The organism is Alteromonas marina, from assembly GCF_000808575.1.
Lineage (GTDB): Bacteria > Pseudomonadota > Gammaproteobacteria > Enterobacterales > Alteromonadaceae > Alteromonas > Alteromonas marina_A.
Window position 1 is genome coordinate 21,003 of record NZ_JWLW01000066.1, and the last position, 16,503, is coordinate 37,505.

14 protein-coding genes are annotated in these 16,503 nt (G+C 44.9%); 6 read left to right on the plus strand and 8 right to left on the minus strand.

The features are described from left to right. From RJ41_RS15860 to RJ41_RS15870, 3 genes are all read right to left on the minus strand, one after another. A complete protein-coding gene (locus tag RJ41_RS15860; protein WP_014948754.1) occupies positions 1 to 639 on the minus strand; it encodes a transglycosylase SLT domain-containing protein in 639 nt (212 codons plus the stop codon). Positions 640 to 706: 67 nt separating this feature from the next. Further along, positions 707 to 2,305, minus strand: coding sequence for a glutamate--cysteine ligase (gene gshA / locus RJ41_RS15865; protein ID WP_084081929.1), 1,599 nt, complete (start codon positions 2,303 to 2,305; stop codon positions 707 to 709). Between the two features lie 74 nt (positions 2,306 to 2,379). Next, positions 2,380 to 5,265 carry a M16 family metallopeptidase gene (locus RJ41_RS15870; RefSeq protein ID WP_039222888.1) on the minus strand — a complete coding sequence of 962 codons (2,886 nt, stop codon included), beginning with the start codon at positions 5,263 to 5,265 and terminating at the stop codon, positions 2,380 to 2,382. A gap of 337 nt (positions 5,266 to 5,602) precedes the next feature. On the opposite strand from RJ41_RS15870, the gene RJ41_RS15875 reads away from it, so the two are divergent. The 3 genes from RJ41_RS15875 to RJ41_RS15885 all read left to right on the plus strand — a co-directional run bounded on the left by RJ41_RS15875 (position 5,603) and on the right by RJ41_RS15885 (position 7,930). Then, positions 5,603 to 6,163: an Hpt domain-containing protein gene (locus RJ41_RS15875; RefSeq protein WP_039222893.1), complete on the plus strand. Its 561-nt coding sequence runs from the start codon at positions 5,603 to 5,605 to the stop codon at positions 6,161 to 6,163. After that, a complete protein-coding gene (locus RJ41_RS15880; RefSeq protein WP_039222895.1) occupies positions 6,163 to 6,915 on the plus strand; it encodes a pseudouridine synthase in 753 nt (250 codons plus the stop codon). Before RJ41_RS15875 ends, RJ41_RS15880 begins: the two co-directional genes overlap by 1 nt. 76 nt (positions 6,916 to 6,991) lie before the next feature. After that, entirely contained in the window at positions 6,992 to 7,930 is a 939-nt protein-coding gene (locus RJ41_RS15885; protein ID WP_039222896.1) for a ketopantoate reductase family protein, read from the plus strand. Between the two features lie 40 nt (positions 7,931 to 7,970). Here RJ41_RS15885 and lysS read toward each other — a convergent pair whose 3' ends face one another. Next, positions 7,971 to 9,539 carry a lysine--tRNA ligase gene (gene lysS, locus RJ41_RS15890; RefSeq protein ID WP_014948748.1) on the minus strand — a complete coding sequence of 523 codons (1,569 nt, stop codon included), beginning with the start codon at positions 9,537 to 9,539 and terminating at the stop codon, positions 7,971 to 7,973. Between the two features lie 23 nt (positions 9,540 to 9,562). Then, positions 9,563 to 10,661, minus strand: a protein-coding gene (gene prfB / locus RJ41_RS15895) for a peptide chain release factor 2 (RefSeq protein WP_101563798.1) whose coding sequence is annotated in 2 segments (ribosomal slippage) — positions 9,563 to 10,585 and positions 10,587 to 10,661 — 1,098 coding nt in all. Because the reading frame shifts where the segments join, the coding sequence is not laid out codon by codon here. A 311-nt stretch (positions 10,662 to 10,972) separates the two neighbouring features. On the opposite strand from prfB, the gene RJ41_RS15900 reads away from it, so the two are divergent. Beyond that, positions 10,973 to 11,191 (plus strand): hypothetical protein, encoded by a 219-nt coding sequence (locus RJ41_RS15900; protein WP_039222898.1) that lies wholly within the window; start codon positions 10,973 to 10,975, stop codon positions 11,189 to 11,191. Between the two features lie 266 nt (positions 11,192 to 11,457). Here the strand turns inward: RJ41_RS15900 and RJ41_RS15905 are convergent, their stop codons facing one another. Then, complete coding sequence (locus tag RJ41_RS15905; protein ID WP_039222900.1) at positions 11,458 to 12,435, minus strand: transposase; 978 nt, start codon at positions 12,433 to 12,435, stop codon at positions 11,458 to 11,460. Between the two features lie 424 nt (positions 12,436 to 12,859). On the opposite strand from RJ41_RS15905, the gene RJ41_RS15910 reads away from it, so the two are divergent. Beyond that, positions 12,860 to 13,918 (plus strand): flavin reductase family protein, encoded by a 1,059-nt coding sequence (locus RJ41_RS15910; RefSeq protein ID WP_240485813.1) that lies wholly within the window; start codon positions 12,860 to 12,862, stop codon positions 13,916 to 13,918. Beyond that, positions 13,915 to 15,069 (plus strand): fatty acid desaturase family protein, encoded by a 1,155-nt coding sequence (locus RJ41_RS15915; protein WP_084081931.1) that lies wholly within the window; start codon positions 13,915 to 13,917, stop codon positions 15,067 to 15,069. Before RJ41_RS15910 ends, RJ41_RS15915 begins: the two co-directional genes overlap by 4 nt. On the opposite strand, the gene RJ41_RS15920 is transcribed toward RJ41_RS15915, so the two are convergent. Both RJ41_RS15920 and RJ41_RS15925 read right to left on the minus strand, forming a co-directional pair. Then, the gene (locus RJ41_RS15920) at positions 15,047 to 15,484 is read right to left on the minus strand and encodes a DUF2177 family protein (protein ID WP_039222902.1); all 438 of its coding nucleotides are present in this window, start codon (positions 15,482 to 15,484) and stop codon (positions 15,047 to 15,049) included. The genes RJ41_RS15915 and RJ41_RS15920 overlap by 23 nt on opposite strands. Positions 15,485 to 15,627: 143 nt before the next feature. Next, positions 15,628 to 16,485: an SDR family oxidoreductase gene (locus RJ41_RS15925; RefSeq protein WP_039222904.1), complete on the minus strand. Its 858-nt coding sequence runs from the start codon at positions 16,483 to 16,485 to the stop codon at positions 15,628 to 15,630. Positions 16,486 to 16,503 lie beyond the last annotated feature (18 nt).

A 16,503-nucleotide genomic window follows, 5' to 3' on the forward strand; every position in this document is an offset into this window, starting at 1 on the left:
TTAGCTAAACAGCTTCATAAACCAACCTTTTTGAAGATCTTCCTCGCAGGTTTTAAGTTGCGTAGCATAGCGCAACGAGCGCGCTTTAACTTTTGACGCCACTTTCTTAAGCCACGGCTTTCTATCATAGCTTCTGCGTTTGTACCCGCCCCATCCTTCGTGATAGTTAAGGTATTGCGCGTAGGCGTCCCATTTAGAAATACCGTTCACTTTTTGCGACTTGTAAATAAACCATCCCATAAAGTCGATAGCGTCCTCGAAATCATCACGATCCGCACCACTGTTATCTGTTTCTCTCATATAGTCAGACCAGGTAGGTGTTTTCGCTTGTGAATAGCCATAAGCCGAACTAACACGCCCCCAAGGGATAAGCCCGAAGAAAACGTAATCTCGCGGTGGAAGCGCATCGTGGCGGAAGGAACTTTCTTGATACATCATGGCCATTGGAACATGTATAGGCACACCCCATTTATCGCGGGCATCAGCAGCTGCATCATACCAATCGTCCTTTTCGTAGAATATTTCGCACAAATTACTGATGTCTTTAGGGGGCGTAGTTGCACACCCAGCGATAAACAGCGGAAAAAGAACGATGAGAGTTGATAAAAAAACAACCAATTTTTTGAACTTTTGGTTCATAGCTTGTCTTAACTAATGTTCTAGTAAAATGTGTGTTTCCCTGGAACCCTTCGATGCCTGACCTATGTCAGGCATTTTTTTTTGCTGGGGCCTCAGCGAAATAATCACGAATAAATGTATCAAAGTCTTTAACATCAGCAGCTTCTATTTCTTTTTGAGCAGCAAACGACACGTCAGCTTGGGCAGCAAATCCAGCAGCATCCGTATCCGTGTATTCAAAAGACTTCATCTCAGCTTGGTAAGCTTGTGCCAGTTCTAAGCCCAACACGCCATTATCTTTGTCGCTTTCTAGCAAAGTAGCAAGTAGTTTACCTGACGGCGTTAGCGCCGGATCCGCCACTTTTTCAGCCTCGACGTTCACCGCTTGTGTATAACGCGACGTATCATTGGCCAAATCGAGTAATTCGGCCGCTTGCTCGAAGGACTTAAACAGCGAGGCACACCAGTTAGGTAGTGAAATATTTTCTCCGCCATTTTGCAGGAGCAAATCAGGGTTTCGCCCTTCTAACACCACTTTATTCATATTCTCTTTAGCTTCTTTAAGCTGCGCTTCGTCAAGTTCTGCACTTGGCATCAGTAAGCACGCCACTAAGAAAACATCTAAGAAATCGAATTGCGTCTGTGAAATACCAATTGCCGAAAATGGATTTACATCTAGAGCGCGCACTTCAATGTAGCTGATACCGCGTCTAACCAAAGCGTCTGTTGGCTTTTCCATTGACTTAGTGGGCTGCTTAGGGCGTATCGGCGAGTACAGTTCATTTTCAATTTGAATGATGTTGCGACTTAACTGTTGATAATTGCCCTCTTCGCCTGCAGCAAACTGGCTGAACCGGGATGACGGTGTATTCATCGCATCGCGCAGCAAGGTGACATAGTTGTCTAGCTTGTTGTAACAAATCTTAAGCGACGATTGCTCTGCACTTGTATAGCCTAAATCACTCATGCGAAGTGATGTCGCGTATGGCATGTATACCGTGCCCTTACCTACCTTTTTAAAAGGTAACGCATGCTGCTTTCCTTTTAAAAACGATCCACATAATGCAGGGGATGCACCGTACAAATAAGGAATAAGCCAACACAACCTGCGGTAGTTGCGGATAAGTCCAAAATAATCGGCTGAAGTCTGCTCTTGAGAATGTTCTTTTCCATTCAGTTCAGCCCATAGCTTCCAAAACGTTTCGGGAAGAGAAAAGTTGAAATGCACGCCGGCAATTGCCTGCATCATACTGCCGTAGCGGTTTTTCAAACCAATGCGATATACACGCTTCATCTTGCCCACATTTGACTCACCAAAATAGGCGATGGGAATGTGCGCTTCATCATCTATAAAGCATGGCATACTTAGCGGCCATATTTGCTCTTCACCAATGTTATCAATAACGAATTTATGGATATCTTTTAACTGAGAAATCGTTTTGGCAGCACTGTTTTCTGGCGGCGTAATGAATTCAAGCAAGGATTCAGAAAAGTCTGTGGTGATTGAATCATGGGTTAGCGCAGATCCCAGCGGTTTAGGATGGGGTGTTTGTGCCAACGTACCGTTCGGGTTTATACGAAGGGCTTCGCGCTCAACGCCGCGCTTAATATCTTTTAGCGCAGCGAGAAATTCGGGTGACTTAAGCGCAGCAATGCGCGCTTCAAAACGGGATGAGTCTACAGTCAAAATGGTGGTCCGTTATGTCAATATAGCCCCCTGTTATGGGGGGCAATAATGTAAATTCAACAAAAATCAATCTATCAGTTTAACGTTTCTCGGGAGTTGCTCTCTACTGATAACTCGATAATTGGCATCGATAGCGCGTTTAACTGAGGCAAAATTTTAGCTTTATCGCCTACTACAATAATTTGCATCTTATCAAGATTCAAATATTGCTTTGCCAAGGCATCCATCGTTTCCTTATCAATATTGTTGATAATAGCAAGCTGCTCTTCACGATAACCTTTATCTAACCCATAGCTTAGCAACTGCCTTAGGAAGCGCGCTTTACTGGTAGGTGTTTCAAATTCAAGTGCGTCGCTTAACGTAAAGGCATTGCGCATGAACGCAATTTCTTCCTCGGTTACACCTTCAGTGCGGTAGCGATTAATCTCTTTTAAAATTTCAGCGATACCTTCACCTGTGTTAGCAGCAGTGAGGTCGGTACTTGCTTCAAACCAGCCAAGGGTTTTGCCACCAACGAAACCACTATTTGCTCCATAGGTGAAGCCTTTATCTTCTCGAAGGTTCAGATTTATGCGGCTATTAAATGCTCCCCCTAAAGGGAAGTTCATAAGACGAGACTTAAAGTGATCGCCTGTCGCGTCAAATGGCAAGCTTCTATCAACAATAAATACTACTGACTGAACCGCTTCTGGGCTATCCACTAGGAAGATTTGGTTTTCTTCGTACTTGGGAAAGTCGCTGTAATCAGCAAATTCATAGGTATTCCCCTTCCACTGACCAATAAAGTCTAGTGTATTCACCATGTCTTTTTTCGGTAAGTTACCAACAACGACGATACTCGCTTTATCTGGCGAATAGTAATTGGCATAAAACGTTTTAACATCTTCCAACGTGATATTCTGCACAGTTTGCAGCGTGCCTTCGTCCGGCAGGCTCACGCGATTATCTTCACCAAACAAAACGAGGTCACGCGCGCGGCGGGCTAAGCTAGACGGCGTTTTCGCTTGCTGCTGTAAGCCTTGTACAACACGCTCTTTCATGCGGTCGAAATCTTCTTGAGTGAACGCAGGGTTGAACAGCTTTTCTTTTAACAGCGCTAGGGTTTCATCTAAATGCTTGGTTAAAGTAGACACGTAAACCTGTGAGTATCTACCTGCAGTACTAAATCGGATAGTGCTACCCAGTTTTGCAAGTTCGCTGGCTAATTCTTCGTTGCTGTAATGCTTTGTAGTTTCATTCATAAGTAACGCGGTTAGGTAGGCCGTACCCGCTTTACCTTCAGGGTCTAGCAACATGCCTCCATCCATACCTAATGTAAGCGTTACCGTTGGTGTTTCGGTGCTGGTTACGCCAAGCACTTCAATACCGTTGGCAAGTTCAGCTTCCCAATAATCTGGAACTTCAACAACCGGTGCTTCACCGGCTTTCGGCATTACGCTTCTATCAAAGCTAGGGGCGGTATTGGTAGATAGGGCACTGGAAAAGGCTTCATCATCAGACACCTCTACCGTATCGATTTCAATATTTCTCACCGGACGTTCAAAGGTCTGCTCGGCCGCGGCCAGCTGAACCTGACCTTTGGGCACCACGCTTAATACAACGCTATTGGCGTCTTTAATATATTTATTGTAAACACGCATAACGTCTTCAGCAGTTACGGCGTTATAGCGCGCAATATCTTCGGCAATCAAATCTGGCGTTTGGTAAAAGGTTTCGTTAGCGGCGAGGGCTGACACTTTGCCAGATACACTTTGTAAGCCAAATACCGTACGCGCTTCAATTTGTCCTTTTGTACGCGCTAAATCATCTGCCGTTACCCCACGTGTTTCAAACTCTTTTAGGGTTTCATTCAGTACGTTCTGGAGAGTAGAAAGTGAGGTGATTTTTGCAGGGTTGGCCAAAGCGAGTAGTTGGAATTCACAGGCAAGTTCGCGGCAAGGGTGAGACACCACGGCTTGCACCGCCATACCTTCTTTCACTAGGTTTTTGTAAAACAATGAGGTTTTTCCACCGCCTAAGATATCGGCCAACACGTCCAGTGGCGCTTCGTCTTCATGGCGACCATACACTGTAGGATAAGTTATTTGCAGAAGCGGAAGATGAACTTTATCTTCTAACGTTACATAACGGGTTTCGTCTAACGTTACTGGCTGAGGCTCAGGCTCATCTACTTTCGGTCCTGTTGGGATTTCCCCAAAGTATTTATTCACCCACGCTTTGGTTTTGGCTACGTCGATATCACCGCCAATAGTAAGGACTGCATTGTTCGGGCCATACCAGCGCTTAAAAAAGGCTTTTAGGTCATTAACGTTAACCCGGTCTAAATCTTCTACATAGCCGATAGTCATCCACGAGTACGGATGCCCTTCAGGATATAGCGCTTCACCGTTCAACTCGAAACGCAATCCATAGGGCTGATTGTCCACACGTTGGGCGCGCTCGTTTTTAACCGTTTCTCTTTGGTTTTCAAACTTAGTTTGGTCTACGGCTTCTAACAGGTAGCCCATTCTGTCAGATTCTAACCAAAGGACTTTTTCTAATTGGTTGGCAGGCACGGTTTCAAAATAGTTAGTGCGGTCTGTATTGGTTGTACCGTTTAAATTACCGCCCGATTCCGTAATAACCTTAAAGTGCTGCTCATCGGCAACATGCTTTGAGCCTTGAAACATCATGTGTTCAAAAAAGTGAGCAAAACCCGATTTGCCTACGTCTTCTCGCGCAGAGCCAACGTGATAGGTAACATCGACGTGAACCAGCGGATCAGAATGGTCTTCGTGGAGAATGACGGTAAGTCCGTTTTCTAATGTGTACTTTTCGTAAGGGATCGACACGGTGTTCGACGAATCAGCGACTGTGTTTAATTGGTTATTCGTCTTCTCTTCCTGTACGTGCTGACACGCTGTTACTGCGATGACGCTTATGGTCATAAAGAGGGTACGTAGGGTCAGTTTTCCTGACATGATGATTCCTTTTAAATTACTACATTCTTTCACTCGACTTCACTCTGACTATACTTTGCCGTAATTCATCACCACAGCTGACGATTAAGTTTAAAATTGCGACTAAAAAGCGCGAGCGAACACCGAAGATTACCAGACTTTTTAGCGCTTTACTTGCTTCGACTTTGCTATGATTGTATTAATTTGTGTATTTCTGAAATACACTTACACTTCATAGTCTTTGGTAAAGAAGCTGTTAGCCAGTTGAATTCGTTAAGTGGTACGAATGAACTGACAAATAGTTTCTGCCTGGATAAGAAATTTCCCATTAGAAGTTGCGAAATAAAAGGATAGATGTATGGAACAGTCAACAACAGTGCTCGATATCGACTTCGGAATGTCACAGTTAAGTGGTAATAAAAAACTGTTGTTCACCCTTCTTGGTAAATTTACGGATGAATACCGTTCTCTTGATGCTGACTTACAAGCGCATGTTGCTAAAGGTGACTTTAATGAAGCCTATTCTCTTGTTCACACTCTGAAAGGGGTGACAGGAAACCTTGGGCTTTTTGCATTGCATAATGCGAGTAAACCGATTGAAAGCGGTTTTAGAAATGACAAACGCGTGGCTGAAGAATACCCTGCGTTTATCGCAGTACTTAATGAAACCATTGCGACGGTAGACACACTGATTAACCAGCCAGAAGCTACCTCACCTGCACCAGAAAACGGCGCGGCAGCTGAGCAGGCTCGCAAACAGTTATTGTCGGCGCTGAAAGCGAGCGAGTTTATTGCACAGGACAAGCTAGATGAATGGTTAGATGCTCTTGCTTTACCTCAAGACAAACGGGCCGCAATTATTGATGCAGTCGACGAGCTTGACTATGAAGAAGCCATTTCAGAGTTAGAAAATAGCTAGTGCAGCCGATCCCCGTTCTCTTTGAAAATACAGACCTTATTATTGTCAACAAGCCTATTGGCATTGCTATGCACGATGCCACCAAAGAGGCTGACTTTGGTGACAGTACTGCCGAAAACGGTAAAGCAGAGAAAGTAGAAGGCATTGTTACCCGGTTAAAAAAGCAGTTGAGTTTGACAGAACTGCATCTTTGCCACCGTCTAGATACGGGCACTTCGGGTTGTTTGTGCCTTGCTAAAAATGCAGCTGTAGCCAGTGAAATTGGCGAGCTTTTCTCATCAAGACGCGTCAGCAAATACTACTTGGCTTTAAGCAGCCAAAAACCCAAAAAAAAGCAAGGCATGATAATGGGCGATATGAAAAATCGTCGAGGCGGTCAGCGGATTTTGCTTAAAACTTTAGAAAATCCGGCTATCACTCAGTTTTTCAGTAACGCGGCTAAGCCCGGTACCCGAGGGTTTATCGTTAAGCCTCACTCGGGGAAAACCCATCAAATTCGTGTTGCGCTTAAAAGCATTGGCGCACCTATTTTGGGTGATACACTTTATGGTGGTGAGGCATCAGACAGGCTGTATCTTCATGCATGGCATTTACAGCTTCCTTTATCTTCTGGTGAATTAGCGGTTACTGCACCTTTCGATAAAGGTGAAGTCATAAACGAAGACGACGTGCAGGCTTGGTACAACGGACTTAACGCACCAGAGACTTATCCATGGCCTTCCCTACCCGCACGCTATGTGCCGGCGCAATAAGGAAAAGTGCGATAGGCCTGATAAGTGTCGATGACCATAATAAAATAGAACGACATTGAGTGTTTAATAGATGCTAATGGGTAAACTAAATATAGTCGGCGGCGGTGCCATAGGAAGCCTAATTGCTGCGAGCGCCCAGAAGAACGGCGTGCCGTATGACTGCTACCCCAGAGATATGAAAACCATGCCGTCTTGCGCACATTGGCAAAACGGCCAAACCACTGCGCTAAAACCAGCCAAACCTTCACCTATTGTGTTACCTAAAAGTGATGTGCTGATATTCCCCTTAAAAGTATATCAACTTAAAGCAGCCTTAATGCAATGGCTTCCCTATCTCACGCAACAACCTACCGTAGTGCTACTGCACAACGGTATGGGTGGGCTTGAGGTCGCAAGAGATTTACTCGGCGGCGATTATCCTTTGCTTCTTGCTACAACCAGTCATGGCGCGTTAAAAGTAAGTACATCAAACGGTTTTCATGTTAAGTATACTGGCGTTGGCGCAACGCAAATTGGCGCGCCAAATGTAAATAAACCATCACCTCAAACTTTGACCGACCTTTCACAAATAGTGCCACAGCTAGCAAGCGCAATTGCCACGCTAGACAACGCACTTCCGCCGGTGCAATACCAAAGTAATATTCTAAAAGCACTATGGACGAAGCTTTCCGTTAATGCCGTGATTAACCCACTAACGGCGCTTCACAATATCCAAAATAAGCACATTGCTAAGCCTGAATTTGAACAAAGCCGCATCGCAATTTGCGATGAGTTCACACAGGTAGCGAATGCTTACGGGCTAGATTTTGATGCACTGTCAGTTCATGAAAATGTGCTGTCTGTCGCCAAGGCGACCGGAGAAAACTACTCAAGTATGCATCAGGATGTTGCCCACGGTAGACAAACAGAAATAGACGCCATCAACGGTTACATTGTAGATATGGCAACAAAAAAGGGTATTCCCGTTCCCGAGAATACCCTTTTAGTAGAGCGTGTTAAGGCGCTGAAGCTTTAACTGCGCCGAACACCTAAATCACGCTATTTAAGGATTAAAATTATTCTTGTTCACCCGCTTCCTGCGCGTCTTTTGGCGCCTGAGGCTTCATGTGTGGGAACAAGATAACATCTTTAATGGTAGAGCTATCAGTAAATAGCATAGCTAGACGGTCAATACCGATACCTTCACCCGCCGTTGGCGGCAAGCCATATTCAAGGGCGCGGATGTAGTCATCGTCAAAGTGCATGGCTTCATCGTCGCCAGCGTCTTTCTCTTCAACCTGCTTCGCAAAACGTTCCGCCTGATCTTCTGGGTCGTTAAGCTCGCTAAAGCCATTCGCTAATTCACGTCCACCTACAAAGAACTCGAAGCGGTCTGTAATGAATGGGTTGTTGTCGTTACGGCGCGCAAGCGGCGATACTTCCCACGGATACTCTGTAATAAACGTAGGTTGAATAAGCTTCTCTTCCGCTGTCGCTTCGAAGATTTCGCAAAGATACTTACCCGCCCCCCAAATGCCGTCAACTTCAGGCTCTTTAATGTGAAGTTGTTTCGCCATTGCTTTAAGCGCGTCAAGGTTCGCCTCTGGGTCGCGGATAGCTTCTTCGTTAGCTTCTGGCCAGTACTTAAGAATAGCTTCGCCCATGCTTAAGCGGTCAAACGGCTTACCAAAATCGTATTCAACTTCAGACGTTACGTTGCCTTCAGCGTCTTTGGTTGTGTTTTTGATAATGCTTGTACCAAGAATATCTTCTGCCAGCGTGCGCAGCATATCTTCGGTAAGGTTCATCAGGTCATTATAGTCTGCATACGCTTGGTAGAATTCAAGCATAGTAAACTCTGGGTTGTGACGGGTTGATAAGCCTTCGTTACGGAAGTTACGGTTAATTTCGAATACACGCTCAAAACCACCAACCACTAGGCGCTTAAGGTAAAGCTCTGGTGCAATACGCAGGTACATATCGATATCTAACGCATTGTGGTGAGTCACAAACGGCTTCGCTGTCGCGCCACCAGGAATGACCTGAAGCATTGGGGTTTCTACTTCAAGGTAGTCACGTTCGGTAAGATAATTGCGAATACCGTTTACAATCTTGCTACGGATCATGAACGTTTTGCGCGTTTGTTCACTTGTGATCAAATCAACGTAGCGCTGGCGATATTTTGTTTCTTGGTCGCTCAATCCGTGGAATTTTTCTGGCAATGGACGAAGTGCTTTGGTTAGCAACTCGTATTGCTCCATGTTCACGTAAAGGTCGCCTTTACCTGACTTATGTAGGTCACCCGCCACGCCAATAATGTCACCAATATCCAGTGCACCATATTTTGCTTTAAGCGCTTTTTGCGTGTCTTTATCTGCGTATGCCTGAATACGACCAGTCATATCTTGAAGCAGCATAAAAGGGCCACGCTTTGCCATAATACGGCCAGCGATGCTTACTTTGTTACCCTGCTCTTGTAGCGTTTCTTTGTCGAATTCACCGAACTTAGCTTGAAGCTCATCCGCATAGTTTTCGCGACGGAAGCTGTTTGGGAAACCGTTTGCACGGCACTGCTCGCGAATAGCGCTTAGCTTTGCACGGCGCTCTGCAATCAATTTGTTATCGTCTGTTTGTTGGTCAGTCATAACCTTTCACTTCGTTGTTCGGTTTACAGCCCAGATTTCAGGCTGGCTTCAATAAATTTGTCCAAGTCGCCATCCAGCACGGCTTGAGTGTTGCGTGTTTCTACGCCAGTGCGCAAATCTTTAATGCGAGAGTCGTCCAAAACGTAAGAGCGTATTTGGCTTCCCCAGCCGATATCAGACTTGCTGTCTTCCATCGCTTGTTTTTCGGCGTTTTGTTTTTGCAGTTCAAACTCATAAAGTTTGGCTTTTAACTGCTTCATCGCCTGATCTTTGTTTTTGTGCTGCGAGCGGTCGTTCTGACACTGCACCACAATGCCCGTAGGTTCATGGGTAATACGTACCGCTGAATCCGTTCTGTTTACGTGCTGACCACCCGCGCCCGATGCGCGATAGGTGTCTATACGTAAATCAGACGGGTTAATTTCAATATCGATGTCGTCATCAATTTCAGGATATACGAACGCAGATGAAAACGACGTATGACGGCGATTACCCGAGTCAAACGGCGATTTCCGTACCAAGCGGTGCACGCCTGTTTCTGTGCGTAGCCAGCCAAACGCATATTCGCCCTGAACGCGCAGCGTAGCACTTTTAATGCCCGCGACTTCGCCTTCTGACACTTCAATAAGTTCCGTTTTGAAACCGTGCGCTTCGCCCCAACGCAAATACATGCGCAGCAGCATATTGGCCCAATCTTGTGCTTCTGTACCACCAGAGCCCGACTGAATATCAATATAGCAGTCGTTTTCGTCGTTAGGGCCAGAAAACATGCGGCGAAACTCAAGCACTTCTAGCTGCTCAATTAAGCCTTCAAGCTCACTTTGGGCCTCAACGAAGGTATCTTCATCTTCGGCTTCAACGGCCAATTCAACGAGACCTTCAACGTCTTCAGTTCCCTGATCGAGCTTGTGGATCGTCTCTACGATTTGCTCCAAGGCCACTTTTTCTTTGCCAAGGGCCTGCGCTCTGTCTGGCTCATTCCAAACGTCAGGACTTTCTAACTCTCGGCTAACTTCTTCTAAACGCTCTGACTTTGCATCAAAGTCAAAGATACCCCCTAAGCGCTTCAGTGCGCTCGCGGATATCTTTTATCGCATTCATAACGGGGTTTATTTCAAACATAGTCCGCTTATTTCGTTAAAAATTTAAGACCGCGGATAGTACCGAATTTGAAGGAATTTTGATAGGGGTTGGCGCAAATATTGCGACACTGTATTTGTGCAAATTTTCGTATGTATTTTAAGCGCCCTCGTTGAAGCGAACATTTTTGCCGTTCAATGGCGCGCACCGACTATTGGGAAGGCTGTCTTAGCCCATACGAATAGAGTAAATATTTGAAAAGGCAGCCTTCAGCTGCACTAGTTTAGAGCATTATTGCTTATTGTCACGTGCGTTTAGTGTGCGAATTGTTTGGTAAATCTTTTAGGAAAAGTATGTCGTTCAATAATTTGTCTTATGCCGTTATCGGCGTACTTCTCGGTCTTTTTGTATTGGCCTTGGGCCAACTCGTCGATTGCCAGAACCTTGCGGGGGCAACGATGGCGTTGCAGTGCCCCAACGGCACGCCCATTTCTAAAATGTGGCTTGCCACGTCAATGCTAATAGCGGGAAGCGGAATTTTCACTTGGCTATATCGCAATCGTAAATATTAACCGTAAAGTGCAGAAATGACTCGTAAAATGAGACAGACACTCCACTAAAGTGACAGGCATAAACAATTCTTTAGCAAGACAGGCATTGTGCAACTAGAAGACGAAATGAGGTTGGACTCTTAAAGTCCATGAAATTATAGTCGATGATAGCTGATGCCTGTCCGAGCAACTTGTAAGCTTACGAAATATCAGTAAATAGCAAACTAACTAAACTGTTGGACAGTTTTAGGTACATGAAAATTGGCGATGAGTAGTTTGTAACGAGTTCAGCCTAGCAATCTTAAAGCGTTTTGGCGACCATGAATCCTTTTTAAGTTTTGATTAAGAGCATATCGCTCGAGGTTTATAAGCCTTCCAGCAGCGTGCTTAAAGCGTCTTTCAAACTGAGTGGTTAAATTTAACCATTGCTCTAATTCGATATTTAAGCGTGTAAGAACTAGAGGCAAATCCTGCTCAACACTACCCCGTTTATTTGGCTGAAGAGTTCGACTTGATGCATCTATAAGCTGAAGGTAATCTACAAAGGTAAAAGGTAAACTACTCGCCATCTCTTGGTTAGGCTTCGCCATGAATGGCATCAGTCTTTTTGGTTTTTTTCCCGCTTTGGCCGCCTGAACTCTATATTTAATACTAGTGTAGCCAGACTCTTCAGGAGTTTTTGCCAATTTTGCTCTCACTGGGTTTAAATCGACATATGCCATGCATGCAGCAAGAGCAGATTCATCTAATAACGCTTGTGACTTAAACCGCCCCTCCCAGAAATGTCCTGTACAGTCGTCCTCTTTGTTAGCAGCTCGAGCGATATACTCATTCAGTGCGCGCATAAACCAACTGATATCAAATAGTCGTTTGCGCCACACTTCTGCAGTCAATCGTACAGTTTCGATTTGCATTTCGCTTAAATCTTTCCTCGACATAGGGGACAAATATAGCCGTGTAAGTGAGGTTCCCTTGAATAGGCAGTGCCAGCGCTGGATGATGTCTTCCGTACTGAGTGATTCTGCTTGATTTTTAGATACATGCAGCACTAGGTGAGTGTGATTGCTCATTACTGCGTAAGCACAAACATCAATAGTGAATACGGTACTCAGAAAGTGAATTCTGTCTTCTACCCACTTACGTCGATGTTCAAAGCTTTTGCCATTTTCTTCACCACATAAATAAGCACGGCGAACACAGCGTGAAACACAGTGATAATAAGGCGTATCATTTAAACTAATCTGCGAATTTCTGGCTTTAGGCATAGCGTTTTTCTAACTTGATTGACTCTTCAAGATAGTGAATCGCCATTCACTGGAAAAAAAGTGTACAGAGGTACAGATTTGAGAGTTTCAGAGCAGCAGATCATTGCCTGTCACATTATTCCTTCCCCCCTCTTTTGTAGCTTTTGTGATGCCTGTCTCATTAATTACCTCTGGGTTTTCGCTCTATTACAGCATTTTTAGTGCCTGTCTCGTTTGGTTTTCTTTTAACAAAGCACTTTTGCATTTTTCACAAAAGTACCGGCACATTTCGACGACGTTATCCCAAATTTCATGCATCTCCTCTTGACGCAGAAAAAATTAAGCTTACACTTGTTCGCTGAATTGGCGTACAAGTGTAAGCTAAAATATTTCTATCCTTTTTGTATTTAAGATATTCCGACGAAATACAGGTGTGATTTATACATTGAAACTATTACTCGATAAATTCACTGATCGCATTTTTCACCATGCCTCTTGGAAGGGCTACTGGGAAGTGCTGATGCAGCAAGTTAGACCCGCGTGGCGCGATGGGCATTTCAGAGCTAGGGTTGTGACCGTAAAAAAACTGAGCACGGATATGCTCGAGGTGTTACTTATGCCAGAGAGGTCTTGGCCAACGCATGTTGCAGGGCAGCATATCGCATTAACCATAGAAATTAATGGCAGGCTCACCACTCGCGTGTTTACCATAGCGAGTGGTGCTAACACCCGACAAAAAGAAAAGCAGATTCGCCTTGTAACCAAGGTTAAAGCTCAGGGCGCATTAACACCTTATCTTCACTCTTGTGTGCCTAATCAATGGGTAAATATCTCAGCCCCTATGGGGAAATTTATCTGGCCGAAGGTTAAAAAGCCTCTTCTTATGATAGCGGGCGGCTCGGGTATAACCCCTTTCATTGCCATGCTTGACGATGCCGTCAACAACGCGCAGCTACACCATACACAGGTACACTTACTTTATTTTGCTAAGCCAGACGAGCATGTATTGCTCAATGAATTATCAGCGTTCAGCAAACGCTGTGAGCACTTCACCTATGATGTTTTAACTAAGCAAAAAGACGGAGACGTAGAAGCGCATTTGTGTAACTTTGCCAATGCACACTGGTTAGTGTGTGGTCCACATGCCATGTTCGAGCAAGTTGAAAGTTATGCAAAAACGATCAACGTGCCTGTTTCGAGCGAGCACTTCGCTGCGCTTCCTGTGGTGAGCAACACCAGCCTTACCGAAAACGAAACCTTCTCTTTAGTTCACAATGGCCAATCTTTGGCTATCGACAATCAGCAAACCCTGCTTTCACAGCTTCAACAAGCAGAGCAACCTGTGACCTATGGCTGTGGAATGGGAATCTGTCATCAATGTCAATGTGTTAAAAAACGGGGCGTAGTGAGAGATACCCGCACGGGTGAGCTTTCAGATAGCGCAGAGCAACTTATTCAACTGTGTGTATCACAAGCCGTTACTGATTTGGAGATTCAACTATGAACACCAGCGTTGCAATAGACAACCAACACCGTGAAGAAGCCATCGAACAAGCGCATTTTCCGATAAGTGGAACCAAAGCAATTCGGTCAACGAGCACTAAAGAGAAACCGAACTACGAGTTACTTGCCGCCCAGCTTGATGAAATTAAAGCTGACATTAAACGAAAAGTGGGTGCTGAAGATGCGGCGTATATCCGACGTATTATTCTTGTTCAGCGTATTTGTGAATGGAGCGGCCGGATACTCCTGATGTTGGGATTCATTCAACCGCTGCTCTGGGTTGCCGGCGTATTGAGTTTAGCTACAGCAAAAATTCTCGATAATATGGAAATAGGCCACAACGTGATGCACGGCCAGTACGATTGGATGAACGACAAACACATTAATTCGAAAGGCTATGAGTGGGATATTGCCTGTGATGGTGCGAGTTGGAATCGGGTTCACAATTATGAGCATCACACGTATACCAATATTATTGGGAAAGACAGAGACTTTGGCTACGGCTTGCTTCGCCTGTCTAACGATTTTAAATGGCGTGTAAAAAACTTATGGCAGGTTGCGACTTACATCGTACTTAGTGTTTTATTTCAGTGGGGTGTGTCGTATCACGAAATGGCCGCTGAGCGGGTCTTTTTTGGAAAAAAGAAGGACAACCGTAAGAACCAAGTTACCCATAATGAACTTAAGAAACGCTTTTTTAGTAAAGGCGCACGTCAGTTAGTAAAAGATTATGTACTATTTCCTTTGTTAGCTGGGCCGTTATTTTTATGGGTATTTACCGGCAACCTTATCGCCAATTTGCTACGCAATTTATGGACATCTACTATTATCTTTTGCGGCCATTTCACTGGCGACGTGGAAACGTTTAAACAAGAAGATTGTGTTAATGAAACCCGAGGGCAATGGTACTACCGACAAGCGCTGGGCTCGTCGAACATAAAGGGCGGAAACCTGTTTCACGTGCTTACTGGGCATTTAAGCTTTCAAATTGAGCACCACCTGTTTCCAGATATCCCAGCCAGACGCTACCGAGAGATGGCGCCCAAGGTAAAAGCCGTATTCGAAGAACACGGCATGCACTACAACACTGGCGGCTTTTTAAAACAATACGCCAGCGTGTTAAAGCGCATTATTCGCTACTCTTTCCCTTAACCAGTTGAAACCCTAACCAGCCGGCCATGGCGCTTGCGCTGGTTAGGCACGTGCCCCACGCCCAATCAATCAACATGATAAACAAAGTAAAACCTTCAATTATGCTGTACGACGTTAAATTGTAGGCGCCATAACTGGCCAACCCTAGAAGCGCGCCATCGATCCCTGCATAAAGTAACGACTTATCTCTGTTCGCCACCACAGCAAGTACAAACACCACACATCCATACATGAGGTAAAAAACCACCCAAGGCCACGTGATAAATTGACTTCTAAGCAGAGGAGCCATTTCACTTTGATACCAGCCATCCGCAATAACGCCAAGCCACAAGAAGTCGAGCACACCAAAACACACAAAGATTGCAATTAACGACACGACGATATTTTTCGCAAAGCGAATGATGTTGGAAAGCATGGAACCTATCCCTGTAAATAAGCAAATTGCGGATGCAAGTGATTTAAAATATGAATACGCAAGTGTTGCACAATAAGCGCATCACTTGAATGATAATTCAAGGTAATGCGCATGGGATGGTAATTCACTTAGCTTTTAAATACTCAGCTTTTCTTTTTCGCAGCAAGTGTTGCACGCAGAGTTGCAGTTGGACGACCAAGTAGCGATGATAAGGTGCCGCTATTATCTTGGAGCCACCCCGAGGCGGCGTAATGCTCTGAATCTGCTAATGCTGCTGCCATACCTTCAGGCAGCCCAGCTTTAATGAGTGCTTCTCTATAAGCGCTCTCATCCATGTCTAAAAAACCAATATCTTCGCCGGTAATTTCAGATAGGGTGGAAGCATACTCCATTAGCGTAAAGCCCGTGTCGCCAGCAAGCTCATAAATTTTGCCTGTTTGATTTTGCGATGATAGAAGAACGGCCACTGCGGCGTCTGCATAATCTTGTCGGCTAGCGGTAGACAAAACTCCCTGCTTTGCAGCGCCTGCCACCGCTCCCATCTGCAGTACGCTGTCTACATTATCGGTGTAATTTTCCGTGTACCACCCATTTCGAAGAAACACGAAAGGCGCTGACACATTTTTAAAGTAAGCCTCGGTTTGTTTATGTTCTTGCGCTAACAGCAAAGGAGACGTATCAGCTTTCAACAAACTGGTATAAGCAATGAGGCTAACGTTTTGTGCCATAGCTGCATCTATTACCGCTTTGTGCTGCTCAAAGCGTTTCCCAAACTCTGTACCTGATATTAGCAACAACTTCTCAACACCCTCAAAAGCTGACTTAAGCGTTTCCGGGTTGTTATAGTCGGCCTGTCGTACTGCTACTCCCAACTGCTTTAATGCGTGTGCGTTATCAGGGTTGCGCACTAGTGCAACAATTGTGTTTGCCTTCTCTGTATTAAGCAGTGTTTGAATAACTTTTTGACCTAATTGTCCGTTAGCGCCGGTTACTGCAATCATAATCTATCCTCTATCAAT

Bases quoted from the DNA above. Each gene is read 5' to 3' on its own strand.
- RJ41_RS15860 (WP_014948754.1), bottom strand. From the start codon at position 639: ATGAACCAAAAGTTCAAAAAATTGGTTGTTTTTTTATCAACTCTCATC.
- RJ41_RS15870 (WP_039222888.1), bottom strand. From the start codon at position 5,265: ATGTCAGGAAAACTGACCCTACGTACCCTCTTTATGACCATAAGCGTC.
- RJ41_RS15875 (WP_039222893.1), top strand. From the start codon at position 5,603: ATGGAACAGTCAACAACAGTGCTCGATATCGACTTCGGAATGTCACAG.
- RJ41_RS15885 (WP_039222896.1), top strand. From the start codon at position 6,992: ATGGGTAAACTAAATATAGTCGGCGGCGGTGCCATAGGAAGCCTAATT.
- lysS (WP_014948748.1), bottom strand. From the start codon at position 9,539: ATGACTGACCAACAAACAGACGATAACAAATTGATTGCAGAGCGCCGT.
- RJ41_RS15900 (WP_039222898.1), top strand. From the start codon at position 10,973: ATGTCGTTCAATAATTTGTCTTATGCCGTTATCGGCGTACTTCTCGGT.
- RJ41_RS15905 (WP_039222900.1), bottom strand. From the start codon at position 12,435: ATGCCTAAAGCCAGAAATTCGCAGATTAGTTTAAATGATACGCCTTAT.
- RJ41_RS15915 (WP_084081931.1), top strand. From the start codon at position 13,915: ATGAACACCAGCGTTGCAATAGACAACCAACACCGTGAAGAAGCCATC.
- RJ41_RS15920 (WP_039222902.1), bottom strand. From the start codon at position 15,484: ATGCTTTCCAACATCATTCGCTTTGCGAAAAATATCGTCGTGTCGTTA.
- RJ41_RS15925 (WP_039222904.1), bottom strand. From the start codon at position 16,485: ATGATTGCAGTAACCGGCGCTAACGGACAATTAGGTCAAAAAGTTATT.